At 52.9% G+C, this 23,765-nt stretch carries 21 protein-coding genes, 1 tRNA gene and 1 riboswitch; of the genes, 12 read left to right on the forward strand and 10 right to left on the reverse strand.

Going from position 1 to position 23,765, the window contains the following annotated elements; genetic code table 11:
• Positions 1-4: 4 nt before the first annotated feature.
• The 3 genes from AACZ19_RS11390 to AACZ19_RS11400 form a co-directional block, all read right to left on the reverse strand.
• Positions 5-2,338 carry a 3-hydroxyacyl-CoA dehydrogenase/enoyl-CoA hydratase family protein gene (locus AACZ19_RS11390; RefSeq protein WP_339634012.1) on the reverse strand — a complete coding sequence of 778 codons (2,334 nt, stop codon included), beginning with the start codon at positions 2,336-2,338 and terminating at the stop codon, positions 5-7.
• A 2-nt stretch (positions 2,339-2,340) separates the two neighbouring features.
• Complete coding sequence (locus AACZ19_RS11395; protein WP_339634013.1) at positions 2,341-3,477, reverse strand: thiolase family protein; 1,137 nt, start codon at positions 3,475-3,477, stop codon at positions 2,341-2,343.
• A 125-nt stretch (positions 3,478-3,602) separates the two neighbouring features.
• Positions 3,603-4,043: a MerR family DNA-binding transcriptional regulator gene (locus tag AACZ19_RS11400; RefSeq protein WP_339634015.1), complete on the reverse strand. Its 441-nt coding sequence runs from the start codon at positions 4,041-4,043 to the stop codon at positions 3,603-3,605.
• Between the two features lie 142 nt (positions 4,044-4,185).
• Here AACZ19_RS11400 and AACZ19_RS11405 point away from each other — a divergent pair, with 142 nt between their 5' ends.
• The gene (locus tag AACZ19_RS11405) at positions 4,186-4,524 is read left to right on the forward strand and encodes a DUF962 domain-containing protein (RefSeq protein WP_339634016.1); all 339 of its coding nucleotides are present in this window, start codon (positions 4,186-4,188) and stop codon (positions 4,522-4,524) included.
• On the opposite strand, the gene AACZ19_RS11410 is transcribed toward AACZ19_RS11405, so the two are convergent.
• Complete coding sequence (locus AACZ19_RS11410; RefSeq protein WP_339634018.1) at positions 4,510-5,607, reverse strand: glycosyltransferase; 1,098 nt, start codon at positions 5,605-5,607, stop codon at positions 4,510-4,512. The genes AACZ19_RS11405 and AACZ19_RS11410 overlap by 15 nt on opposite strands.
• 253 nt (positions 5,608-5,860) lie before the next feature.
• Here AACZ19_RS11410 and AACZ19_RS11415 point away from each other — a divergent pair, with 253 nt between their 5' ends.
• The 8 genes from AACZ19_RS11415 to AACZ19_RS11450 all read left to right on the forward strand — a co-directional run bounded on the left by AACZ19_RS11415 (position 5,861) and on the right by AACZ19_RS11450 (position 14,632).
• On the forward strand, positions 5,861-6,721 hold the full coding sequence (locus AACZ19_RS11415) for a sulfite exporter TauE/SafE family protein (RefSeq protein WP_339634574.1): 861 nt from the start codon (positions 5,861-5,863) through the stop codon (positions 6,719-6,721).
• A gap of 6 nt (positions 6,722-6,727) precedes the next feature.
• Positions 6,728-7,507: a TIGR02186 family protein gene (locus AACZ19_RS11420; RefSeq protein WP_339634020.1), complete on the forward strand. Its 780-nt coding sequence runs from the start codon at positions 6,728-6,730 to the stop codon at positions 7,505-7,507.
• Between the two features lie 111 nt (positions 7,508-7,618).
• Positions 7,619-8,857, forward strand: coding sequence for an MFS transporter (locus AACZ19_RS11425; protein ID WP_339634022.1), 1,239 nt, complete (start codon positions 7,619-7,621; stop codon positions 8,855-8,857).
• 31 nt (positions 8,858-8,888) lie between these two features.
• Positions 8,889-9,719, forward strand: a complete 831-nt coding sequence (locus AACZ19_RS11430) for a CoA transferase (protein ID WP_339634024.1) — start codon at positions 8,889-8,891, stop codon at positions 9,717-9,719.
• On the forward strand, positions 9,716-10,468 hold the full coding sequence (locus tag AACZ19_RS11435) for a CoA-transferase (RefSeq protein ID WP_339634026.1): 753 nt from the start codon (positions 9,716-9,718) through the stop codon (positions 10,466-10,468). Before AACZ19_RS11430 ends, AACZ19_RS11435 begins: the two co-directional genes overlap by 4 nt.
• 37 nt (positions 10,469-10,505) lie before the next feature.
• Positions 10,506-11,702, forward strand: coding sequence for a CaiB/BaiF CoA-transferase family protein (locus AACZ19_RS11440; RefSeq protein ID WP_339634028.1), 1,197 nt, complete (start codon positions 10,506-10,508; stop codon positions 11,700-11,702).
• A 120-nt stretch (positions 11,703-11,822) separates the two neighbouring features.
• Entirely contained in the window at positions 11,823-14,153 is a 2,331-nt protein-coding gene (locus tag AACZ19_RS11445; RefSeq protein WP_339634030.1) for a xanthine dehydrogenase family protein molybdopterin-binding subunit, read from the forward strand.
• 11 nt (positions 14,154-14,164) lie between these two features.
• Positions 14,165-14,632, forward strand: coding sequence for a YaiI/YqxD family protein (locus tag AACZ19_RS11450; protein WP_339634032.1), 468 nt, complete (start codon positions 14,165-14,167; stop codon positions 14,630-14,632).
• A gap of 9 nt (positions 14,633-14,641) precedes the next feature.
• Here AACZ19_RS11450 and AACZ19_RS11455 read toward each other — a convergent pair.
• Positions 14,642-14,718, reverse strand: a tRNA-Arg gene (locus AACZ19_RS11455).
• A gap of 273 nt (positions 14,719-14,991) precedes the next feature.
• Here AACZ19_RS11455 and AACZ19_RS11460 point away from each other — a divergent pair.
• Positions 14,992-16,128 (forward strand): hypothetical protein, encoded by a 1,137-nt coding sequence (locus tag AACZ19_RS11460; RefSeq protein WP_339634034.1) that lies wholly within the window; start codon positions 14,992-14,994, stop codon positions 16,126-16,128.
• 93 nt (positions 16,129-16,221) lie between these two features.
• On the opposite strand, the gene AACZ19_RS11465 is transcribed toward AACZ19_RS11460, so the two are convergent.
• The gene (locus AACZ19_RS11465) at positions 16,222-16,848 is read right to left on the reverse strand and encodes a HupE/UreJ family protein (RefSeq protein ID WP_339634036.1); all 627 of its coding nucleotides are present in this window, start codon (positions 16,846-16,848) and stop codon (positions 16,222-16,224) included.
• 35 nt (positions 16,849-16,883) lie between these two features.
• A riboswitch (cobalamin riboswitch) is annotated at positions 16,884-17,090 on the reverse strand.
• A gap of 217 nt (positions 17,091-17,307) precedes the next feature.
• Between AACZ19_RS11465 and AACZ19_RS11470 the strand changes: the two genes are divergently transcribed.
• Positions 17,308-18,054: a glutathione peroxidase gene (locus AACZ19_RS11470; protein WP_339634038.1), complete on the forward strand. Its 747-nt coding sequence runs from the start codon at positions 17,308-17,310 to the stop codon at positions 18,052-18,054.
• A 101-nt stretch (positions 18,055-18,155) separates the two neighbouring features.
• On the opposite strand, the gene AACZ19_RS11475 is transcribed toward AACZ19_RS11470, so the two are convergent.
• Positions 18,156-19,634, reverse strand: coding sequence for an ABC transporter substrate-binding protein (locus AACZ19_RS11475; RefSeq protein ID WP_339634040.1), 1,479 nt, complete (start codon positions 19,632-19,634; stop codon positions 18,156-18,158).
• Positions 19,635-19,665: 31 nt separating this feature from the next.
• Positions 19,666-20,652, reverse strand: coding sequence for a P1 family peptidase (locus AACZ19_RS11480; RefSeq protein WP_339634042.1), 987 nt, complete (start codon positions 20,650-20,652; stop codon positions 19,666-19,668).
• Positions 20,653-20,755: 103 nt separating this feature from the next.
• On the opposite strand from AACZ19_RS11480, the gene ggt reads away from it, so the two are divergent.
• Positions 20,756-22,471 carry a gamma-glutamyltransferase gene (gene ggt, locus AACZ19_RS11485; RefSeq protein ID WP_339634044.1) on the forward strand — a complete coding sequence of 572 codons (1,716 nt, stop codon included), beginning with the start codon at positions 20,756-20,758 and terminating at the stop codon, positions 22,469-22,471.
• 17 nt (positions 22,472-22,488) lie between these two features.
• Here the strand turns inward: ggt and AACZ19_RS11490 are convergent, their stop codons facing one another.
• Positions 22,489-23,262: a methyltransferase domain-containing protein gene (locus AACZ19_RS11490; protein ID WP_339634047.1), complete on the reverse strand. Its 774-nt coding sequence runs from the start codon at positions 23,260-23,262 to the stop codon at positions 22,489-22,491.
• Between the two features lie 97 nt (positions 23,263-23,359).
• The gene (locus AACZ19_RS11495; protein ID WP_339634049.1) at positions 23,360-23,737 is read right to left on the reverse strand and encodes a hypothetical protein; all 378 of its coding nucleotides are present in this window, start codon (positions 23,735-23,737) and stop codon (positions 23,360-23,362) included.
• Positions 23,738-23,765: the final 28 nt, after the last annotated feature.

A 23,765-nucleotide genomic window follows, 5' to 3' on the forward strand; every position in this document is an offset into this window, starting at 1 on the left:
CCTTCTAGTTCCTGAGCGGCTTGCCGGTAGTGAGCATATGCTCGATCCGGTCAAGTGTTTTATGGTTGTGGATGAGGGTCATGAACCCTTCGCGTTCCAGTTCAAGCAGTTTCTTTTCCGTGACCGGCTGGGTGATATCCGTATCGCCCCCGGTAAGAACGCGCGCGACCTGTTCGCTGACCACACCGTCATAAGCGGTAGCCCTGCCCATTGTCACAAAACCGGAGACCGCCATATCGAAGGCGGCAGCTGCCGTGGCGCCAGGCAGATTGACTTCCGACGGTTCCGGCGCCGCATAACCGTCCACCATTTCAAGGGCACGTTTCTTCGCATCGGCGAGCACGCGCTTGCGGTTCATAGTCACCCGGTCACCTTCGCGCAGGATCATCATATCCCGGGCTTCGGCCGCGCTGGTTGCAACCTTGGCGGTGGAAATAGCCTCAAACACACCGGAAAGAGCAGGCATCGCACCGCCCGGGCGTTTCTTGTTCATCATCGCCCGGATGACCAATTCCTTGCAGCCACCGAAGCCGGGAATTACGCCGACACCGACCTCCACAAGACCCATATAGCTCTCCGCATGGGCCTGAACGGCAGCGGCGGCAAGAACGATCTCGCAGCCCCCGCCGAGGGCCATGCCGGCAGGCGCGGCCACGACCGGGAAGGGCGCGTATTTCAGCTTCATGAGCGCGTTCTGACCTTCGGAGATCGAATTTTCGATCACCGGCCACATCGCCGCATTGGCGGCAAAAAGTGCGAGGCCTACATTGGCGCCTACGGAGAAATTATCCGAGTCGTTGCCAATGACCAGCGCCTTGAAGCCTTTCTTGTCAATCTTGCCAGCCTCCTGCAGCATGGCCACCACATCCTGATCGATGGAGTTCATCTTGGTATGGATTTCAAGGCAGGCAACGCCATCGCCAAGATCCCATATGCTAGCGCCCTTGTTCGACGCGACCGGTTCATTGCCGCGCTTGATATCGGCCAGCATCCAGGCACCCTCAGCGATCGGGACAACGGCATATTCGCCGTCAACCGTCATATAGTAGGCATCTTTGCCCTCTTCCTTGTAAAGCGGACGATCGCCAACCTTTTTCAGGAATTCCGGTACCGCTTGACCCTCAGCCTCCAGCCGATCGATGAAATACTGGTTGCCCAGCTGATCGAGTTGCTCAAACGGGCCATATTTCCACGCATAGCCGGTCTTCATGGCCGTATCGATGGCGATGATGTCGTCCGCGATCTCTCCGACTAATGACGCGGCGTAGGAGATTGTCTTCGAGAGAATGACCCAGGCATATTCCGCGCCCTTGTCTTCAGCCTCGACAAGCGCCCGAAGGCCCTTCTTTGCGGCTTTAACAGAACCGAGTTGCGGCTTTTCGGCCTTGGCATATTCACCGGTCCTGAGATTGCGGGCTTCCTTGACGCGCTTGCCGCCCTCTTTATTCATGCGGTAGAAGCCGCCTTTGCCCTTGCGACCGGTATAGCCTTCCTCAATCATCGTCGCGATGGTTTTCACCATTGGATGATTTTCATCATATTCCTTCGAGAAGGCATCGCTTGCAGGCAATTCGGAGAGCATGGAGGCAATGACTTTCGGACCCAGGTCAATGCCGGTCAGGTCGCCAAGACCGAAAATTCCGGTAGAGGGAATGCCCATCGGCTTTCCGCAAACCGCGTCCGCTTCTTCCACGGTGAGGCCTAGATCATAGGCGGAACTTGTCGCAACGGACGACCAGTAAATGCCGATCCGATTGCCGACAAAGCCCGGCGTATCGTAACAATCGACGACTTCCTTGCCCAGCGAGACATCCGCAAATTCCCGCAATTCTTCCAGCGCTTCTTTGCGAGTATGCTCACCGCCAACCAGTTCAAATAACCGCATATAGCGCGGCGGATTGAAGAAATGGGTGATGGCGAAGTCCTTTTGCAGGCTTTCGGGCATCCCCTCCATCAGCGTTTTCAGCGGAATGGTGGAGGTGTTGGATGTGACAATGGAACCTTCTTTGCGCACGTCATCAAGACGCTTGTACAGATCCTGTTTGAGGCCCGTATTCTCGATAATCGCCTCGCATATCCAGTCGCAATCGGCGACGAGATCGAGATTGTCTTCAAGATTCCCGGTGGTCACCAGCCGTGCATTCTTCTTATGCATGAAGGGTGCGGGCTTGGTTTTCAACATGGTTGCGACCGCGCCTTCGGCCAGCATATTCCGGTTCTTTGCATCTTTGGGGACGATATCCAGCAGTACAACCGGAATACCTGCATTGGCAACATGGGCGGCAATTGCTGCGCCCATGACACCTGCGCCAACAACGGCAACTTTCTCAATAGCCATGATTAGCAAGCCTCCAGAACCGTCGCGATGCCCTGACCGCCGCCGATACATTGTGTTGCAAGACCCAGTGCCTTGCCTTCGCGCTGAAGCAGGCTAGCGACCTTGCCGGTGATCCGGGCGCCTGTTGCGCCCATCGGATGACCGAGAGCAATGGCACCGCCATCCAGGTTGGTTTTTTTGAAGTCCATACCGGATTCTTTCAGAACGGCGAGAGCCTGAGCGGCAAATGCCTCGTTCAATTCAATGATATCAATGTCATCAAGGGTGACACCGGCGCGCTCCAGCGCTTTCTTTGTCGCAGGGACCGGACCGATACCCATGAACTCCGGGGCGCAACCGGCAACCGCAATCGACTTGATTCGGGCAATTTTCTTAAGCCCGTTCGCATCCGCATATTCCTCTGAGCAAACCAGTGTCGCTGAGGCCCCATCGGTTAGCGGCGAAGAAGTGGCCGCGGTCACAGTGCCGTTCTCGTCAAACGCCGGTTTCAATCCCGCCAGCGTTTCCATGGTAGTTTCAGGGCGAATACAACCGTCCTGTTCAACGCGCGTGTTACCATCGACAATCGGAATAATCTCATCATTGAACTTGCCGGCATCACGGGCGGCCGAGGCGCGGGCGTGGCTTTCAACGGCCATTTCCTCTTGCTCCTGACGGGAGATATTGTATTTCTTTGCCAGATTTTCCGCCGTAATCCCCATGGAGACATAGGCTTCGGGGTAGGATTTGTAGAGCCCAGGATGCGGAGCCGGATTAAAACCGCCCATGGGCACGCGGGTCATGCTCTCAATCCCGCCGCAAATAAAAACTTCCCCTGCGCCCATTTGGATCGCGCCTGCTGCCATATGAATGGACTGCATGGAAGAGCCGCAGAAACGATTGACCGTTGCCGCTGCTGCTGTCTGGGGAAGCCCGGCAAGGAAACTGACAATACGGGCGACATTCAGGCCCTGCTCGGCCTCCGGGAAGGCACAGCCGATGATCACATCTTCAATATCTTCCTTGTTGACACCCGTCTTCTCAAGGAGACCCCGGATAACCTGGCCTGCCAATTCATCGGGGCGAATTTTGATCATTTCCCCTTTGTTTGCGAGTGTGAAGGGGGAGCGTGCATAACCGGCAATTACGACGTTCTTCATTATCTCGATTTCCTTTCAGATGAGTGTAACTGGACCGGCCTGTTTCCGGTCTTTTTTTCCGTTAATCTGTATATAGTGTCAGAATTTGACGAATAAGAGTCTGCGAAACATACAAACTGGTAAAATTAAGCGATGGTCTTCTTGCAGCCATCTGCGACACTGTCACCGGACGCCAGATGCTCCCGAAGTTGAGCAATTCCATCCTCAAGTTCAGCAATGGCTTCATTGATGTCCGTGCGCTGCGCAATCAGCTTTTCCAGCTGTTCTTCGCATTTTTGCAGCGTGAAGGTCAGCTGGCCCGTCAACTCGCCTTCTGGAGAGTACATATCCAGCATCTTCTTGATGTCCTGAAGGCTGAACCCGAGACGGCGTCCCCTCAGGATTATCTTCAGGCGTCCCCGGTCTTTTCTCGAATAAATACGCGTCGTGCCATCCCGCTCCGGATTTACGAGTCCTTTGTCCTCATAGAAACGGATTGTGCGGGACGTTACACCAAACTCCTCGGCAAGTTCCGTAATGGAGAACTGGACCCGATCGTCCTTGTCAATTTTTGTGCTGGCGTTCATTTGGTTCCCAATCAATATCCTGAGAAGAATATAGTTGACGTTTACGTAAACGTCAACCCTTGAGGGCGGCAGCAGCAAATCTGGATGAGCTTGAGGATTTTCTGTTATGATTATGGCATAAAAGCAGTTGGAGACGCAATAAATGGCAGACAAGATCGCAACATATGAGGAGTTCTGGCCCTATTATCTGCGGGAGCACTCGGAGCCCACCGGACGTCAGCTTCATTATCTTGGGACCACTCTTGCCCTCGCAAGTTTACTGGCCGCAATCATTTTTCAACAACCCTGGCTGATCCTGCTCGCCCTTGTCTCCGGTTACGGCCCTGCCTGGATCGCGCATTTCTTCATTGAGAAGAACCGGCCCGCAACCTTCACCTATCCTCTCTGGTCACTCTACAGCGATTTTCGTATGTATTTTTACTGGCTGCGCGGCAAGCTCCCTGCAGAGCTTAAAAAAAGCCGGCGTCTAGGCCCGATGTAACTCCGTCGGCCACTGATAATCTTCACTAAGATTCTGACGGAAGGTCACTTCGGTGATATATTTTGCAACCAGGCGTTCATTAAAAATCTCATGGGTACGTTTCCAACCATTGCGAGCAATAGTCCGCGCCTCATCGTCATGCTTATTGAAATAGGCGATCTTTTCGAGAAGCTGGTCAAAGTCATCATAAAAGACCAGCTCATCTTCCTTATAAATCTGGTCATAGCCCGTCCGTCGATGGATAAGGGTCATCAAGCCGTTACCCGTGTATTGCGCCATGCGATCGGAACTGTAGAGCGGGAAAATTTCATCACGACTGAGATTAAGCCCCATGCGGGAATTGCCAATACGCCGCTGATAGGTAATGCCGCTAGCTGGTGGCTTACCCGGCATGCCTAGTATTTCCATGGTCTCCTTGCCAAAGCGATCAAGTATCTTTTCTGCCACCTGACGCCTCTCGCTTCCTTCCTTGGCATTACCCATGCCGTAAAAGAGCCGATAGGCCGGGTTCGGATTGTCGAAGGCGCGAACCGTGTCAATGCTGGAGTCCACCAAGTTTGGAAAGAAACTGGCGACATTACGCTTACTCGCAAACTGCTTCAGTCCATCTCCCGCCGTTGTGATAAAGGTTGCATCGGCAAGCATCGCGTGCTTGGCGGTGCGCGCAACTGTCTGCTCCTGCCACAGAGGATCGAAATCATAGACAGCAATCTTGACATGCGGGACTGCTTTGCGGATTTCTTTTAACGTCTGAGCGAAGATCGGATCCGCATGGCCGATAAAAAGCATATCGGGCCAGTAGGTCTTCGCCGTTTTGATTAGCCGCATATTTGCGGGGGCAACACCAAATTTACGTGATCCAAACCAGGTAGACGCCCGCGCAATATCCCGATCGCTGAATTGATAGACCTGATGACCATTGCGGATGAAACCATTGGCAAGCTTTCTATTCGAGTCGTAAAAAGCTCCACCATCATGCTTTTCGTTGAAATTACCCACGTAAAGGACACGCATTTCAGCACCAACAGTTCTATTTCCCAAATTCAGAGGGATATTAGATAACTTGGCGATCAGGTTTTCCACAAGTGGTTTCTTTATTTTTGATGCCTGTATCAAGATGTTCTTCTATGAAACAATGAGGCCAACCGCAGAAAATCGGCCATAAAATCGACCTTTTCCCCGCGTCCTCTTCCCTTTCCCTGCCTTTTCATGTATAGCCAGAAGAATCGGCACCATTCCCCGTCCGAACTACATAAATCTAGAAGGCCAAAGCTGTCGAATGACTGTTTATCTGCCCATTGCCGAAATTTCAGTCAATCTGTTTTTGATCTTGGGCATGGGTGGTTTGGTGGGTTTTTTGTCAGGTATGTTTGGCGTTGGCGGAGGGTTCCTGATGACGCCTCTGCTAATATTTGTCGGCATCCCTCCCGCTGTTTCCGTTGCCTCGGTGGCCAACCAGATTACAGCCACCAGTGTTTCAGGTGTTCTTGCCCATTGGCGGCGCGGAAATGTTGATTTCAAGATGGGCACGGTCATGCTTATCGGAGGCATTTTCGGAACGCTGATCGGCACCTGGATATTTACGTTGCTTACATCGATCGGCCAGGTCGATCTGATGATTTCTTTATCTTACGTGATCTTTCTCGGAACAATCGGGGCGTTGATGTTTGCCGAAAGCGCAAAGGCGATGATCAATACCCGAAAAGGAAACGTTCGTCGGAAAAAGCTACATCAGCATTACTGGATCCACGGTCTGCCCTTTAAAATGCGGTTTCGCAAATCCAAACTCTATATCAGCGCCTTGATGCCGCTCGGTCTTGGGGCTCTTGTCGGCATTCTCTCAAGCATCATGGGCGTCGGGGGCGGATTTGTGGTGGTTCCCGCCATGATATATCTTCTTGGGATGCCGACGTCCGTTGTGATCGGCACATCACTATTCCAGATTATTTTTGTCACCATGAATGTGACGCTGCTTCATTCCATGGCCACGCAGACGGTCGACATCATGCTCGCCCTCCTCCTGATGAGCAGCTCGGTTGTAGGTGCCCAGATCGGCACAAGAATGGGAACCAAGCTCCGCGGCGAACAGCTTCGTATCCTCCTGGCCCTGATTGTCCTGATTGTGTGCCTCAAACTGGCGTTCGATCTGGTGATTACGCCCGACGATCTATATTCCCTCGGCTATGGAGGGAAATAGGAAACGATGACGCTTGCCTTTCGTATCCTCACCCTTTCCCTGACGGTAATCTGTGCCACCTGCTTAATAACGAATGAGCCTGCCCGGGCCCAGTCTTCGCTCGTGACCGACATTTCGTCGCACCTTATTTCCGTCACATCTGATTTCACTGGTACGGAGCTGCTTCTATTCGGTGCGATCCAGTACGAAGATGATGATTTCGGACAAGGTCAAGGTGATGTTCTGGTCGTTGTGCGGGGCCCGGAAAAGGATGTCATTGTACGGCGTAAGGAGAGAGTGGCTGGAATCTGGATCAATACAGATGCGGTAGAATTTTCACGCGTTCCGAGCTTTTACGCCCTTGCAAGCAACCGTCCCGTTGAGGACATTGCGCCGCCAGACGTGCTGAAGCGTTTGCGCCTTGGCCCATCCCGACTGCGGTTCCGGGCGAATGAGCCTGCCAATATCAGTCTCCCGTTTGAGGAGGCAATTGTCCGTCAAAAAGCTCGCGAAGATCTATATAAAGATCAAGCTGCTGCGGTATATTTTCTAGGCGACACCCTGTTCCGGACAACGATTGCGATTCCCGCCAATGTTCCTGTTGGCGATTACATCGCAGAATTCTATCTTTTCAGGGACGGAGAGCTAATGAGTGCGCAGTCCTCCCCCCTCTTTATCAAGAAATCGGGACTTGGCCGGACAATTTTCGATTTCGCCCAAGATTATCCAGCGCTGTACGGTATTGCTGCCATCATCGTCGCTCTGTTTGCTGGTTGGCTGGCGTCGATAATTTATCGAAAAGACTGACCGCACACGACAAAAGAACATTTAATTTTGGTGCCAGTTGGGCTACCCTAGCTGATATGGGCCACCGCCCCTTACTTTCCCGGCAAAAACAAAAAGAACGGAGCGGGGTATTTGACCCAAGCCAGAAAAACAGAGTTTGTCCCGGTCGCAATAGGTGTACTTCTCCTTTGCTTTCTTATGGGGATGGTTGGAAAATTCGCATTCGAGAATTTTCCGAACCTTGTCTCCCCCCTTGGCGGTGAATTCGAATGGTCCCGCGGAACAATCGCATCGATATACTCCGGCGGCGGGCTGATAACCGGCCTGACGGGGCCCATCGTCGGCATCCTTTTTGACCGGCTGGGACCACGCAACGTCTACGCATTGGGGATTGTCTTTGCCGGCATAGGCCTGACACTGGCAAGTTTCGCAACGAACATCTGGCATTTTTATTTCAGTATCAGCCTACTCATTGGCTTCTCCGCCTCCTGCTGTGGCAACGTCCCGAATGCGGCCCTCGCCAGCCGCTGGTTCCGAACGCAGATCCCCCTCGCCCTGGCAATTATATACTCTTCCATGGGAGCGGGCACATTGCTCGGCCTCTCGCTTTCGCAAATATTGATTGAAAGTTATGGCTGGCGACAGGCAGAGCTTTATCTCGGCTTTTGCGTCTTCGGCGTTCTGGCTTTAATCCTGTTCTTGCCATGGCGAAATATAGCCGCCGGTAGCAAGGAACTCTCCCGCCCGCTGACCGACAAGGAATTAGAGGTACCCGAGGTGGAGTGGACCATACCCAAAGCTTTGCGCACGGGCTCTTTTTGGGGATTGGGAGCAGTCTTCTTTTTCACAGGAAACGGGATGTTTTCTATTGTAATCCAGGCTGTCACTTATCTGATCGAAGTTGGGTTTAGCCCGATTGAGGCGTCGGTAAATTTCGGATTGACTGGCCTGCTAATACCCGTCGGAATGCTAGGGGCCGGTTACCTGGCACTCAAAATCGGCCTTTTCAAGACGGCCATGTTCAGTTATGTCATCACTATTCTTGCCGTTATTTTCATCTGGCTATTGGAAAGCTCCGACCGTCTCCTTCCCTTATATGGATTTATCCTCTGTTTCGGGCTTTCCATGGGGTCTCGCGGTCCGATGATTGGTTCAATCGCCTCCCGCCTCTTTCGCGGCCGCAGTTTCGGTGCCATTTACGGCTGTATCTCGGTCGGCGGCGGCCTCGGTATGGCGAGCGGGTCCTTCTTCTCCGGCCTGCTATATGACATTACCGGCAGCTATGATGTGGTTTTTTCCTATTCAATAGTTTGCCTTCTTATAGGGGCTTCCCCATTTTTCCTTGTACGAGGGATACGATCGCAAACATAATGGGGCCGGATGGAAGATAAGGAACAAGAACATGCCTGCCGAATATAACGATCTTTCAATTGATGATTTTGCAAACGCCATCCCCGATGGCGCCAAGCTTGCGATCCCTGCGGATTATGCAGGCGTCACTATGGTGGCGACAAGGGCGCTGATCCGCCGCAAGGCAAGGAACTTGCATCTAGTCGGCGTCCCCACAAGTGGTTTGCAGGCCGAGCTTCTGATTGGCGCAGGATGTGTTGCAACCTTGGAAAGTTCTGCGCTAACCTTGGGTGAATACGGCCCTGCCCCACGCTTTACAAAAGCCGTGCGCGAAGGATCGATCCGCCTGGTTGACGCGACATGCCCCGCAATCCATGCAGGGCTGCAGGCGTCGCAAAAAGGTATTCCCTTCATGCCACTCCGTGGAATATTGGGAAGCGATGTACTTGAATACCATCCGGCCTGGAAGGTCATCCAGAACCCATTCTCCGAGAACGAAGATCCGATCGTCGCTATACCTGCCATTCAGCCCGACATTGCCCTCTTTCATGCGCCCCTTGCCGATCGGGACGGAAATGTCTGGCTTGGCCGGAAACGTGAACTTGTGAACATGTCCCATGCTTCGAAATCCGCCTTCGTTACGGTAGATGAGATACGCGAGACAAGCCTATTCGAGACAGAAGAAATGGCCGCTGGTGTCCTGCCGGCGCTCTATGTCGGGAAAATATGCCATGCGCCAAATGGAAGCTGGCCACTGCCTTTCTGGAACGGCGCGAAGGTAGACGATGCGCATATGCGCGAATATATGAAAATGGCCGCAAGCGATGCCGGATTTAACGAGTATCTGGAGCGTTATATCTTTGGTGAAAGTGTGATGGCATGACAGCCGCGGATGAAAAAAAGGCGCTGATCTGCCTGATTGCCGACCTCCTGCGCGATTGTAATCATGTTGCGGTTGGCGCTGCCTCTCCAATTCCTGGTGCGGCCGCGCTGCTCGCTAAAGCTGCCTGGGGGTCACCGCGTCATGTCAATATTCTGGGATCTGTCGCAAATAATTTTTTCACGGGCGGAGGTGGCGAACTTTTTGATTGTGCCGCGCAAGGGCGGATTGATGCCTTTTTCCTCGGTGGCGGACAAATAGATGGCGAAGCAAACATCAACCTGATGGGCCGCGGGCCCTATCCGACGTCAGCGCCGAGATGGCCCGGAACGTTTGGTTCCGCCTATCTTTATTTTCTGATTCCGAAGGTTATTCTCTTTCGTGAGGAACATACCCGGCGCACCTTGGTCGAGAAGGTGGACTTTATCAGCGCGCCCGGCATATCGGATGAAAAAATATACCGCAAGGGTGGTCCCTATGGCCTGATCACCAGCAAGGCCTTTTTCAGGTTCAACCGTGAAAAGCGGCAGTTTTCGCTACAATCAATCCACCCCAGCAGTTCGTTGGAAGACATCCTTGATAACACTGGATTCGCGTTCGATTATGAGGAGAGCACTCCCGTAACGCCACCGCCGGATCCAGAGCTGTTGAAGCTACTGGAAACAGAGGTCAGTCGGAAAGTATCCGAGGTTTATCCAAATTTTGCTGCTTCCATATTTCCAGTGACTTCCGAAGCCGAGCCAGTAAAATAATATCCAAAAGCGTAACAAGAAAGAATTAAGGACCAACATGTCAAGCAAAGGTGCCCTTGCGGGCTTGAAAGTAATTGATTTATCCCGTGTTCTGGGCGGCCCCTTTTGCACTCAGATGCTGGGAGATCATGGAGCGGACGTTATCAAGATCGAACCGCCACAAGGTGACGAGACAAGAGGCTGGGGCCCACCCTATAACGAGGAAGGCCTCGCCGCCTATTTCTCTGGAACGAACCGGAACAAGCGCTCGATTGCCCTTGATATCCGTTCGGAAGAAGGGAAGAAAATTGTTCTCAAGCTGCTGGAGGATGCGGATGTCCTGATTGAAAATTTCAAGACTGGTAGCCTTGAGAAATGGGGGCTTGGTTATGAAGAGGTTCTTTCAAAAAAGTTTCCGCGGCTGATCCATTGCCGTGTCACCGGTTTTGGGGCGGATGGACCTTTTGGCGGATATCCCGGATATGACGCCGTTATCCAGGCTTGGGCCGGTCTTATCAGTGTGAACGGATCACCGGAATCAGGCCAGGTCCGTATCGGAATACCGCTGGTCGATCTCGGAACCGGCATGAATGCCGCCATCGGTATTCTTATGGCCGTGAATGAGCGGCATGTTTCTGGTAAGGGACAATCGGTCGAGGCCTCTCTCTACGACACGGGCATACAGCTTCAGCATCCTCATGCACCCAATTACCTGATGTCCGGCAATGCCCCGAAGCTGACCGGAAATTCCCACCCAAATATCGCGCCTTATGATCTCTATCCAACGCGGACGACACCGGTATTTCTTGGTGTGGGCAACCATGGACAGTTTACGAAACTCTGTGCTGCACTCGGTGAGCCGGAGCTTTCCAACGACCCTCGTTTCGCGGACAACTCGCTCAGGGTCGCCAATCGCTCAGCCCTGAACGACGCGCTTGTCAAACTCTTTGCTGATACAGACGGGGTTGAGGTTGCAACAAAGCTTCTGGCGGCCGGTGTGCCTGCAGGTGCCGCAATGTCAGCGCCGGAAGCGCTCAACCATCCGCATACCCGGCACCGCGACATGGTTGTCGAGATGGACGGATATTCCGGCACAGGTGTTGCCGTGAAGTTGAGCCGCACGCCGGGATCCGCGAAAACCGCCCCCCCGGCGTTCGGGGCACAAGGACGCCAAATTCTCAAGGAACATGGTTTTGAAGAAAGCGAAGTTGAAAGCTTCATCCGCGATGGCGTGATGTGGGAGCAGCCAAAATAGTCGCCTGATCCGCCCGGAAACCGAAAACAGGACTTGAAGTCCCCCATCGCACTTCTGATAGTATGGATATAGAAACTGCGGCCAACCCAGCCGCCTCAATAAAAAAGAGGAACGAACACAATGGTCAAATTCGGTGTAAATCAGTCGGTTGAACGCAAGGAAGATTTTCGCCTCATCACCGGATCGGGCGAGTACACGGATGATATCACACTGGATGGGCAGCTATATGGATATATGCTGCGATCCCCTGTCGCTCATGCGAAGATACTGTCGATTGATGTTGATGATGCCCGCGCGGCCCCCGGCGTAGTCGATATCATCCTTGGCACGGAACTTGAGGCAGACAAGGCCAACCAGCTCCCCTGCATGATTCCGCTAAAAAACCGCGATGGCAGTGATCGCTCCGATCCCGGTCATGCCGTTCTAGCTACCGACAAAGTCCGCTACGCTGGCGACAATATTGCATATATCGTTGCAGAGAGCCTTGCTCAGGCGAAAGATGCCGCTGAGCTGATCATGTTCGATTTCGACGAATTGGATGTTGTTGTCGATACGAAAACCGCAAATGAAGACGGACAGCCGCTCGTTCATGATAGCGTCGCGAATAACGTGGCGTTCGACTGGGCGCAGGGTGACGAAAAGAATATCAACGATGTGATGGCCAATGCGGCCCATGTCACCGAGATTGACCTGATCAACAACCGGGTTGTCGTAAACTCGATGGAGCCGCGCGGCCTGATCGCTGATTGGGACACAACTGAAGAGAAAATGACAGTCCGCATGGGAACACAGGGCGGCTGGGTCCTTCGGTCCTTGCTCGCCAATTCCATATTGCACGTTCCCGAGGAAAAAGTCCGGGTTATCACCCCGGATGTCGGCGGTGCGTTTGGGATGAAGCTCTTCTTTTATTCCGAATGTGCGGCAACGGTCTGGGCATCCCGCAAGCTTGGCCGACCGATTAAATGGATGGGCGAGAGAAGCGATGCATTCCTCTCTGACACTCAAGGGCGCGACCATGTCACACACGCCAAGCTTGCCTTTGATGCAGACCAGAAGATTACCGGCATGATGGTGGAAACGAACGCCAACCTGGGCGCCTATTTCTCAACATTTGGGCCGCTGATTCCGACGATGGCCGCCGTAAAGGTGATGCCGGGCGTCTATGACATTCCCGATTTCTATTACCATTGCACAGGCGTTTTCACTAATACTGTGCCGGTCGATGCCTATCGCGGCGCCGGCCGACCGGAGGCGATCTATATTATCGAACGGCTGATGGACAAGGCCGCACGGGAGTTTGGCATCGGACAAGATGAAATTCGCCGGAAGAACTTTATTCCAGTGGCCGCCATTCCCTACAAGACAGCGACCGGCTGCGTCTATGACAGCGGTGAGTTTGAGCGGATTATGGATCGCGCACTTGAAACCTCTGGCTGGTCAGACTTTTCGGCCCGTAAAGCAAAGTCGGCGGAAAATGGCAAACGCCGCGGGATCGGCATGTGCTATTTTATCGAAGCGACCGCCGGCAACCCGACCGAGAATGCGACCATCCGCTTCGAGGATGAAAATCGTGTCACCCTCGCTGTCGGCACACAATCTTCCGGTCAAGGCCATTCGACGGCCTATGCCCAGATTGTGGCTGAGCGACTTGGCGTCCCGTTCGAGAATATAGACGTGATCCAGGGGGATACGGACAAGATCAAGACCGGTGGTGGTACAGGAGGATCTCGCTCCCTGACGACGCAAGGCCCCGCCATTCATGCCGCGAGCGACGAGGTGATCAATAAGGGCAAAGAGCTTGCGGGTCATTTTCTGGAGACGGCAGCGGTGGACATTGAATTTTCCGCTGAGGAGGGAGAGTTTGCCGTTGCCGGAACGGACCGCAAAATCGGCATCCTTGAGCTTGCGCATCGCGCCCGCGGTCTTGGACAATTGCCGGAGAACCTTGCCGAGGGACTTAATGCCGAAGCCAGCTTTACAGTTGAGGCCTTTACCTACCCCAATGGCTGCCATATTGCCGAAGTCGAAATTGACGAGCTCACAGGAGCAACCGATGTCGTTCGCTATGTCATCGTTGATGACTTCGGGACCATTGTGAATCCGGCGCTGGTCCGCAACCAGGTGATCGGCGGCGTGGGTCAGGGTATTGGCCAGGCGCTCACGGAACATACCGTCTACAGTGACGATGGGCAGCTCCTGACCGGTTCCTTCATGGACTATGGCATGCCGCGCGCAGATCATGTTCCTGTCGATCTCCTGTATGAAACAATCGAAGTACCCTGCACCATGAACCCCATGGGCGTAAAAGGTTGTGGGGAGGCGGGCTGCATAGCCGCGCCGCCTGCTGTGATTAACGGGATCATTGATGCCCTCCAAGATATTGGGGTCCGGCATATCGATATGCCGGCGACTCCGCAGAAGGTCTGGAACGCCATCCAAATGGCGAGTTAGAAAACAAGAGTTTGACGAGAATCTTCATAGATGCGGATGCCTGCCCGGTTAAAGACGAGGTGTATCGTGTTGCCGGGCGGCACAAACTGGTAACCTATGTGGTCAGCAACAGCTGGATGCGCCTTCCGCAGAGCCTCCTCATTGAGCAAATCGTCGTCGATGACGGCTTTGATGCGGCGGATAACTGGATTGCCGAAAATGTGAAGGCGGGCGATGTCGTGATTACCTCCGACATCCCGCTTGCGGACAAAGCACTGCAAAAATCCGCCGTTGTCCTTGGTCCCACCGGCAAAGCCTTTACCCAGCAATCTATCGGCATGGCCCTCGCCATGCGGGACCTGAACAGTCACCTCAGACAGACCGGGGAAATCGCCGGGTATAACGCCGCCTTCAGCAAGAAAGATCGCAGCCAATTTCTGAATGTGCTGGAGAACACTCTGCAAAAGCTTCAGAAGGGAAGAAGCAGTTTTGATAAATGAATGAGGAAATGGCGCACCGGGGAAGATTCGAACTCCCGACCCCTAGATTCGTAGTCTAGTGCTCTATCCAGCTGAGCTACCGGTGCTTATTGACAACCTTGTCCGTTGACGATAGGGGGCATTATCGTAACTGCCGCCCGCCTGAGGATCGGGAAATTAATCAAAAGGGGGGGGCATTGCAAGCGATTAAACCAGATTTTTGTAAAAAGTTGTTTCGAAATCGGTTCTTGTCGCCACGCTTTTCATTAGATACTATCTTGCACTGTTTTCCGGTTACAAAAACCGCCCGGTATGGTAAAGCGTTTTGTTTCCCGCTGCCGGGTTCTTGCGCGCACAGAAATAAAGAGTGTTGTACAATCATGGTCTTCCACCTTACCCGCCCCATTGCACTATGCGCCGTGTTATTCGTCGCCAGCTGCTCTTTCGTCGATGAAACATTGCTTCCGCCCCTGACCGGAGACCCGGCGCCTGCGAATGCAGGGAAAACTGAGTTGTCGGCAGAGGATAAGGCCGCAATGGGAGTTGACAAGACGGCGACACAATCCATGGCGCCGGCTGCTCCTGCTCCTGCTGGGCGGTATACACTGCCTGAAGTTACTTCGGCCCCTAGTACGGGAACTGTGGTCGGCCAAAGAGTTGAAACTCTGCGGGATAGTTTAAGAGCATTGCAAGCGCGCGTAAATCAGAACAGCGCCCAGTTTGAAGAAATAGAAGCCTCTACTACGGCGACGTCGCAGCGCTATCATGGTACCATGGCCGCCATTAACGCACGTCTTCAAATCGGAACAACAAAAGGCAATCCCATTCTGATCAGTCAGTGGAATGAAGCGCAAGGCGACCTGGAAGAGATCGCGGCCGATGTATCCCGCATGAACAATCTTGCCAACTCCGTCGCGGGGGATGCCGGTGAAGTAGGATTCTTGCTCGAATCAGTGCAATCTGCGTTTGAACTGAGCGGCGCTATTGAGGAAGATCATCGTCAACTGACCGTTCTGGAAGATGAAACCAGTCGAACCTCGGTCCTCACAAATCGTCTGCTGACGCAGCTGACAAACGATATCAACCGTCAGACGGCCTATGTCGGGACGGAGCGGATGAACCTCACCAACACCTCGATCGCTATCAAGAATGGTGGGTTCCTTGGCACGAGTGCCGGCACACGGAATTACCTTCAAACAGCGAAAGCCGATACGGCGACCGGAGAGCGTCAGGCACTTGTCATCATTCGGTTTGACCGCGAAGACGTAGCCTATGAGCAGGCGCTTTATGATGCGGTCAGCCAAGCAATGCAGGAACGCCCGCAATCCAATTTTGATATCGTCTCCATCGCGCCATTACAGGGAAATCTCGCCAATAATCAGGCAACATCCGTGCGCAATGCAGAGCGGGTTTTACGCTCCCTCACAGACATGGGCCTGCCCGCTTCAAGAGTGAATCTTTCGAGTGCCTCAAATGCAAATGTGACATCGAACGAGGTGCATGTTTACGTGCGGTAAACTATTTGCCGAACGAGGACAAAAGAAAAGCGACGGTTTTATCCGTCGCTTTTTTTCAATACAGCCGCAGCAGCAACTATAATCCCTTGCATATCAGAAGAGCATGCCTTCGACATTCTCCACGAAGAAGGCAACGCCGATACCTGCGGCAACCGCCCCGGCAATACGTGGCTTTGTCGCGGTAGCGTCGGAAGCGCGCCACATCCTTTCGACCACAAGACCGGCGCCTATGGCAATCAAATACTGAATAATCGCAAACCCCGCCAGATAGGATACAAGCGGTGTCGCTTCAGCGCCGATAATAGCCTCGCCGTAAGCGCCGCCATGGAAAATTCCGGCGATCGCGAAAATTGCCAAATAGACAGCTGACGGGATTTTCTGGCCTGACATGACCAAGGCGCCCAGCAGAATAACGGATCCGGTAATGATCAACTCAGCATAAGGCAATACCGTGCCATTTGCGATTAAAAGGCAGCCCGCCAACGTTCCGCCCACGAAGACAAGAGGCGCCATATATTTACGTGTGAGGAACACTGCGGCCAGCCCCACCAGAACGATAAAGGCAAGATGATCAATTCCGATTATCGGATGGCCAATGCCTGAAAGGAATCCATCCATAAATGTATTTGGGGTGGCCCCTCCCATGGGGTGATGGGCGAAGGCCATACTCGGCACGGCCGCAGCCGCAAGTCCTGTCAACGCTGCTATTATTTTTCGCATGTTTCTCTCCTATGTTCGTCTCACCCGACGAATTGACTCTATCTTTTCTCAGCGGCAGGTCTCCTGGCTCGCGCAGTACCGGTGTTTTCTGCCTTCCCAGATTTCTCCAGTGGCCTCATCGAAAACCCCTCGACGCTCACAGTTGCGGGGGCAGCTATAGATTTGAACAAAAGTTTGCCCGCACTATATTCCCTCTTAGTCCACCCATAACGGTGGAAGTAACCGCCTTGTGGGAACTTTATCAACTGCAATCCTATATGACCAGCAGCAATTAGCAGGATTCGCGTGAACTTCCGGCACACATTATTGCAACTTCCAATTCAAAGGACACAGCTCCACGACAGCTCCGACACAAGTCGACCTAATATTAAAATAATTCTAAAAATTACTTGCATAAAATAAGTGATGAATTATATGAAGGAGGTCTTCAGAATTATAGAAACATTGGAGTTGATAGAGATGAAAAATATGGAAGGCCAGAAGGTCCCGAACGTCACTTTTAAAACCCGCGTTGGCGATAGATGGCAGGACGTTACAACTGATGAATTGTTCAAGGGCAAGAAGGTCGCATTATTCGCTCTACCAGGAGCATTCACACCGACATGCTCTTCTTCACATCTGCCGCGCTACAACGAACTTGCGCCGACACTGGCGAAGTGCGGTATTGACGATGTCCTCTGTCTGTCGGTCAACGATACATTTGTCATGAATGAATGGAAAAAAGATCAGAATGCAGAGAACATCACTTTTATTCCGGACGGTTGCGGCACTTTCTCTGAAGGAATGGGTATGCTGGTAGATAAGGAAGATCTCGGCTTTGGTAAGCGTTCATGGCGCTATTCCATGATTGTCGATGACGGCGTCGTCGAGAAAATGTTTATCGAGCCGGACGTCGAAGGTGACCCGTTCGAAGTCTCCGACGCGGATACGATGCTTGAATATCTCGATCCATCGGTGAAGAAACCTCAGGCAATCACGGTCTTCACGAAACCGGGCTGTGGTCACTGCGCAAGGGCGAAATCTGCACTTGATAAAGCTGGTCTCGGCTATGAGGAGATTGTTCTTGGAACCGACGCAACAATGCGGTCCCTGCGGGCAGTATCTGGTGCATTAACGACACCGCAGATCTTTATTGATGGTGAAAAAATCGGGGGTGCCGACGAACTGGAAAGTTACCTGGGGTCCGGGCAGAGTGCTGCTGCGTAAACCAAAAAATACCGCGAAGGAGGTTTTTTGCCTGCCTTCTTCAAAAAAGAAACCCGCTGGTGAGAGCCAGCGGGTTTTGCTTTGTAAGCATGAAGCAAGAGTTACTCGCTCCAAGACATCCGGGCGACGTCCGTCACAAAGAATGGGATATCCTGCCAGACGCCGTTCAGACCCTTGCGGACCACAATGACACGTGGCAGTTGGAACAGATACCCATTCACCGCATCCTCGGCCAACATTTTCTGTGCGGTCTGCAGGAGCTCGGTACGTTCTGCGGCCGAAGCTGCGGATTCAGCCGCCGCGACAACCTCGTTGAACTTCGTGTTATTGTAGTTGAAGTAATAGCCTTCACGGGCATAAATACCAATATCCATCGGTTCTACATGCGAGACGATGGAAAGGTCGTAGTTTTTCTTCTTGTAGACCTCATCCAGCCATTTCGGCCAGTCGACATTTTCGATCTTGATCTTGAAACCGGCTTTTTCCAACTGGGACGCAACGATCTGCCCCCCCTTGCGCGCATAATCATCCACTGGCGGCAATTTCAAGGAAAGTTCCAACCCGTCCGGATATCCGGCTTCCGCCAGGAGCTGTTTCGATTTTTCAGGATCATAAGGATAGGTACCAGTCAGGTCGATATAGTCCGGATGATGCGGGGCAAAATGCGAGCCGATTGGCGTTCCAAATCCGAACATCGCGCCATCGATAATTTCCTGCCGGTTGATCGCATGGGCAATTGCCTGGCGAACCTTGAGCTTGGATAACGCTTCATTCGCATTGTTCGTACTCAGGATGGTTTCGCCATTGGTGTTTCCAACCAAAATGTCAAAATCCGCCTTCAAGGCATCATTGCCAATCAGTTCATTCGGAATATCCGCTGAATCCACATCCCCTGTAAGAAGGGCAGCAAGCCGCGCTGAGCCATCGCCAATGAAGCGGAAGGTAACTTTCTTGATCGCCACATCATCTTTATCGCGATAGGTATCAGCAGCCGTCAGTTTCAGGCTGTCGCCCTTTGTCCATGTGTCAAATTTATACGGGCCCGTGCCGACTGGCATCGTCTCGTTGGTCGCATCCGACGCCGGATCAACAATCACCGCCGTCGATTCGCCCAGCTGTTCCAGAAGGTCCGGACGCCGCTCTTTCAGCTTGATGACGACCGTATTCGCATCCGGTGTCTCAATGCTTTCCATATTTGTGAAGCGGTCCTTGCGCTTGTTCTGGCTATCTTCGGCGGCATTGGCCTCAAACGTATATTTGACATCGGAGCTGTCAAAGTCCGTTCCATCATGAAATTTCGCGCCTTCAACCAACTTGAATGTGTATGTCAAGCCGTCATCACTGATTGTCCAGCTTTCGGCAAGGGCAGGGTGAACCATGCTCTTTTCATCAACGCGAGTTAGCCCTTCATACACATTGTAAAGCGTGGTCAATGAAATGGCCGCAGCGGCACCCGTTCTCGGATCGAGCCCGGGGGGCTCAAGCCGCTGGGCGAACGTCACGCTGTCATTCGCAGCCAAAGCCATTTGCGGCGCCAACATTGCACCGGCAAGGGCTGTAGCAATTAGTAATTTCTTCATTCGCTTTCTCCCTAATATAAAAGCCTCATTATTACGATAAGTAACCCGGAATTCCGCCCAAACTTGTGGCGTTATAAACTGCCCGGGCAATGGATCTAGCGACACAATCTGCAGCCATCGCTCCGATCCTGGCCACACCCATTGCCCTTGGGCCCGACAGCTCTATTTTCTCGGTCGATAATGCAAAAATACTATCGCCGTCGAATGGGGTATGTACAGGCCTAATTGCACGTGCCAGACCATCATGCGCCATAATGGCGATACGCTTTGCTTCCGACTTGGTGAGGGTGACGTTTGTCGCGACAACACCAATGGTAGTATTTTCCGCTAATCTTGACTCCGCTGGCATGTCCAAAGGTATGTCTGCGGAAATTTCGGGAGCGCCGAGGCCCCCAAATTCCCCTTGTTGTTCCAGCGCCCAAGCCCAAAAATGCCGTGTTCCCGGGACAAGAACGCTACCAACCGGATTGACCGCGAAGACGGCGCCGACCTGTATGCCATCATCACTCACAAGTGACGCACTTCCAAGTCCGCCTTTAATCCGTCCTGCCGCCGCACCGTATCCGGCCCCAATATTTCCGAGTAAAAAATCTTCCTCCACATTCCCGACCGCGGTCATTCCAAGGTTACGATAGGGCGGCATGTCTCCCCAATTCTTGTCTCCTGCATTCGCGAGATCAAAAAGAATGGCGGAGGGAACAATCGGAACATGCAGTCCCCTGACATCAAAACCGCGACCCTGTCTGGCAAGAGCCATTATAGCACCGGAGGCCGCCTCCAGCCCGAAAACCGACCCCCCACTCAGCACCACGGCATCTACCCTTTCCACCAGGCAATCGGGATTTAGCACCTCGGTCTCACGTGTGCCCGGGCCACCACCACGAACGTCAACCCCGGCGACCGCAGCGGTGTCGGGAACGATTGCCGTTACGCCGGTCATTACATGCGCGTCCTCAGCATTGCCTATTTTTATACCGTCGACATCTGTGATAAGGTTTCTCGCGCCAAGTTTATTCATGGTTATCAACTTTTGTTATTACTTACGCAACGTTAGCCTTGGCATAGGCAGGGGTCAACTGATCTTCGTGACCTACGCGGTGTCAAAAAAGGAAGCGAATTTTATGCCCATCGCCCAGCCCTTACTAATCCGTTCATGCGGCCTCATCATGTTGATGACCTTGACTTTCCTGTTCCATAGAGGGCCGGTCCAGGCTCAGGAACCGCCGAAGTTCATGATTTCCGCGGCCAATCCACTGGCTGCCGAAGCGGGGCGGGATATGCTTGCGCGGGGTGGCAGCGCGATTGACGCCGCGATCGCAACGCAGATGATGCTGACCCTGGTCGAGCCACAATCCTCCGGCATCGGCGGCGGGGCGTTCCTGCTGTATTTTGACAAGGGGACAAAGCAACTCGAAACTTACGACGGACGGGAAAAAGCCCCATCGGTGATAAAAGAAACCCATTTCCTGAATGCGGATGGCAGCAAGAAAAAATTCTATGAGGCTGTTGTCGGCGGCGGATCCGTTGGCGTGCCAGGCGTCGTTGCAATGATGGCAAAGGCACATGAAGTGCACGGAAACTTGCCCTGGAAAGATCTATTTACTCCTGCCATTGCACTTGCGACTGAAGGGTTCCTGATTTCCCCACGTCTCCACTATCTTCTCGATCGCGACGAATACCTGAGAACCAAGCCTTCGGCGGCGGCTTATTTCTATGAGACCGATGGATCGGCAAAAGCAGCTGGGACGCGGCTAAAAAATCCGGTGTTAGCCAGAACATTGACGCGTATCGCGAACGAAGGGCCGGATGCGTTCTATCATGGTACGATTGCCGAGGAAATTGTCGAGACAGTCCGCAGCGACAATATGAACCCCGGCGTTTTGTCCCTGGCTGATATGGCTAATTACAAGGCGGTCAAACGGGAGCCAGTTTGCGCGCCCTATCGCGCACATCGGGTGTGCGGGATGAGCCCACCCACCTCGGGCGGCATCACATTATTACAGACGCTACGAATACTTGAGAACTGGGATGTGCCTACACTTAAACCGGGAAGTACTGAAGCGATTGACCTCATCGCGCAGGCAAGTGCGCTGGCCTTTGCCGACCGGGGGAAATATCTCGCGGACGGAGACTTTATTGATATTCCAATCAATAGGTTATTAAGTCCTGATTACACGAAAAGCCGGGCAAATCTCATCTCGCCCGGCGAATCACAACTGCCGTTCGAGGCTGGCGTGCCGCTGCAAAAGCAGGGATCGCTCGGCCTTGATAACGCCATTGAGCTTCCGTCAACCAGCCATTTCAGCATTCTGGACAGTTTCGGAAATGCAGTATCCATGACAACGTCAGTTGAGAATGTATTCGGTTCGCGGTTGATGGTTGGCGGTTTCATTCTCAACAATCAGTTGACGGATTTTTCCTTTGCCCCCGAAACGGAGGACGGACCGGTTGCCAATCGCGTTCAACCGAACAAACGCCCGCGCAGCTCCATGTCGCCAACGATAGTGTTTGATGCAGACGGTAATTTAAAGATGGTTATCGGCTCGCCTGGTGGCAGCCGGATTATCGGCTATGTGCTGAAGACAGTTGTTGCAACACTGGACTGGAAAATGGGAATGCAGGAGGCAATTGATTTTCCGCATTTCGTCAACCGGAACGGAGCCCTTGATCTTGAGGCGGATACAGCCGTTGCGGATCATCAGGAACCGCTGGAGGAAATTGGGTACAAAGTGAATGTCCGCAGTCTCAACAGCGGCCTTCATGGCATCCTGATGACGCCGAAAGGATTGGAAGGGGGAGCGGACCCCAGGCGGGAAGGCATCGTCCTTTCACAATAAACGCCTGATCAACTTCCTCAATCCTCCGGCAACTGTACGACAATAAAGAGGCGGGAAAACGGATACAGGGTCGATCCATCACGACGTACCGGATAAGCCTCCATTAGACGCTCGGCATACTGGCTTTCAAAAGCACCGATCTCATTACCGTCAAGCGCGGCAAGAAATGGTCTCAGAGCCGTTCCCCGTGTCCATTCAAGGACGGCATCCCTGCCCTTGAGTACCTGAAAATAGGTTGTTTCCCATATGTTGATTTTGTCGGCCAGCGGCGACAGCAAATCAAAATACCAGTTTATATTATGAACCGGTGCGGGTCGGACAAGTGATCCCAGCCTGTCTATCCATTCCTCAGACTGTGCAAGATCGTACAACGCTTCATGGGAAGGCGCCGAAAAATTGTTTGGCATCTGCACGGCCAGAACGCCCCCCGGGCGGAGCTGCTCCAAAAGCTTCGGGAATAGCTTCTCATGGTCATCCAGCCAATGCAGCGCCGCATTACTGAAAATAAGGTTGCCCTTACTTGTGGGAGAAAATTCAGCGATATCGCCGACCTTCCATTCAATGGATGGATGCTCCCGTTTCGCTTTTGCAAGCATATCCTCCGAGCTGTCGATACCAATGACAACTGCTTCGTTCCAGTGTTGCGACAAGAGCGCGGTCACATTGCCGGTGCCACATCCCAAGTCATAAATCACCGACGGCGCGTGAGATGGAACCTGAGACAGAAGATCGATGGCCGGACGTAGCCGATGGTCAGAAAAAAGAGAGTATTGTTCAGGGTTCCATGTCATAGCCAGCCGTGCCTCCTCACCGGGTCATTCTGACAAGGTAGCAACATTATCCGGTAAATAAACAGGCCATTTTAAGAAAGCTGGATAACGGGCGTATCTATTCTTTAACCGTCGGGTCGGACTTGGCGGATTGAACAGGGGCAAATTCCATAACCTGACTGTCATTTTCGATTGACGAAGCGAGTGCTGGCGCCTTTCTGACACGCACGGAACGTTCGGTATGGTAAGGGTTTTCTTCTGCATAGCAATTTACGGAGCCAAGTGTTTTATAGCAGTAGACCAAGGGTTGCATATGAGCTTCCTTCTCGGGCGTACAAAAATCATCTCCACTGGAAAGATTGGTGAAGGAGCATGACTCGCCGAACCATCCGGCAACTTCCCGATCAACTTTCTTGAACACATCGCTGGAACAGCCGCCGGTAACGAGTGCGGCACCCAGTAGAAGGCTTATTTTTAAACACCGCATTTTCCGCATGCAGATCATCCTGATTTCCGGACACTAC

It is taken from the genome of uncultured Sneathiella sp., from assembly GCF_963973085.1.
In the GTDB taxonomy this organism is placed as follows: domain Bacteria; phylum Pseudomonadota; class Alphaproteobacteria; order Sneathiellales; family Sneathiellaceae; genus Sneathiella.

What these genes read in the sequence shown, in the direction of transcription:
- ggt (WP_339634044.1), top strand. Translation starts at nt 20,756, where the DNA reads ATGCCCATCGCCCAGCCCTTACTAATCCGTTCATGCGGCCTCATCATG.
- AACZ19_RS11435 (WP_339634026.1), top strand. Translation starts at nt 9,716, where the DNA reads ATGACAGCCGCGGATGAAAAAAAGGCGCTGATCTGCCTGATTGCCGAC.
- AACZ19_RS11395 (WP_339634013.1), bottom strand. Translation starts at nt 3,477, where the DNA reads ATGAAGAACGTCGTAATTGCCGGTTATGCACGCTCCCCCTTCACACTC.
- AACZ19_RS11420 (WP_339634020.1), top strand. Translation starts at nt 6,728, where the DNA reads ATGACGCTTGCCTTTCGTATCCTCACCCTTTCCCTGACGGTAATCTGT.
- AACZ19_RS11490 (WP_339634047.1), bottom strand. Translation starts at nt 23,262, where the DNA reads ATGACATGGAACCCTGAACAATACTCTCTTTTTTCTGACCATCGGCTA.
- AACZ19_RS11470 (WP_339634038.1), top strand. Translation starts at nt 17,308, where the DNA reads ATGAAAAATATGGAAGGCCAGAAGGTCCCGAACGTCACTTTTAAAACC.
- AACZ19_RS11430 (WP_339634024.1), top strand. Translation starts at nt 8,889, where the DNA reads ATGCCTGCCGAATATAACGATCTTTCAATTGATGATTTTGCAAACGCC.
- AACZ19_RS11495 (WP_339634049.1), bottom strand. Translation starts at nt 23,737, where the DNA reads ATGCGGAAAATGCGGTGTTTAAAAATAAGCCTTCTACTGGGTGCCGCA.
- AACZ19_RS11415 (WP_339634574.1), top strand. Translation starts at nt 5,861, where the DNA reads ATGGGTGGTTTGGTGGGTTTTTTGTCAGGTATGTTTGGCGTTGGCGGA.
- AACZ19_RS11465 (WP_339634036.1), bottom strand. Translation starts at nt 16,848, where the DNA reads ATGCGAAAAATAATAGCAGCGTTGACAGGACTTGCGGCTGCGGCCGTG.
- AACZ19_RS11460 (WP_339634034.1), top strand. Translation starts at nt 14,992, where the DNA reads ATGGTCTTCCACCTTACCCGCCCCATTGCACTATGCGCCGTGTTATTC.
- AACZ19_RS11390 (WP_339634012.1), bottom strand. Translation starts at nt 2,338, where the DNA reads ATGGCTATTGAGAAAGTTGCCGTTGTTGGCGCAGGTGTCATGGGCGCA.
- AACZ19_RS11445 (WP_339634030.1), top strand. Translation starts at nt 11,823, where the DNA reads ATGGTCAAATTCGGTGTAAATCAGTCGGTTGAACGCAAGGAAGATTTT.
- AACZ19_RS11440 (WP_339634028.1), top strand. Translation starts at nt 10,506, where the DNA reads ATGTCAAGCAAAGGTGCCCTTGCGGGCTTGAAAGTAATTGATTTATCC.
- AACZ19_RS11475 (WP_339634040.1), bottom strand. Translation starts at nt 19,634, where the DNA reads ATGAAGAAATTACTAATTGCTACAGCCCTTGCCGGTGCAATGTTGGCG.
- AACZ19_RS11480 (WP_339634042.1), bottom strand. Translation starts at nt 20,652, where the DNA reads ATGAATAAACTTGGCGCGAGAAACCTTATCACAGATGTCGACGGTATA.
- AACZ19_RS11405 (WP_339634016.1), top strand. Translation starts at nt 4,186, where the DNA reads ATGGCAGACAAGATCGCAACATATGAGGAGTTCTGGCCCTATTATCTG.
- AACZ19_RS11400 (WP_339634015.1), bottom strand. Translation starts at nt 4,043, where the DNA reads ATGAACGCCAGCACAAAAATTGACAAGGACGATCGGGTCCAGTTCTCC.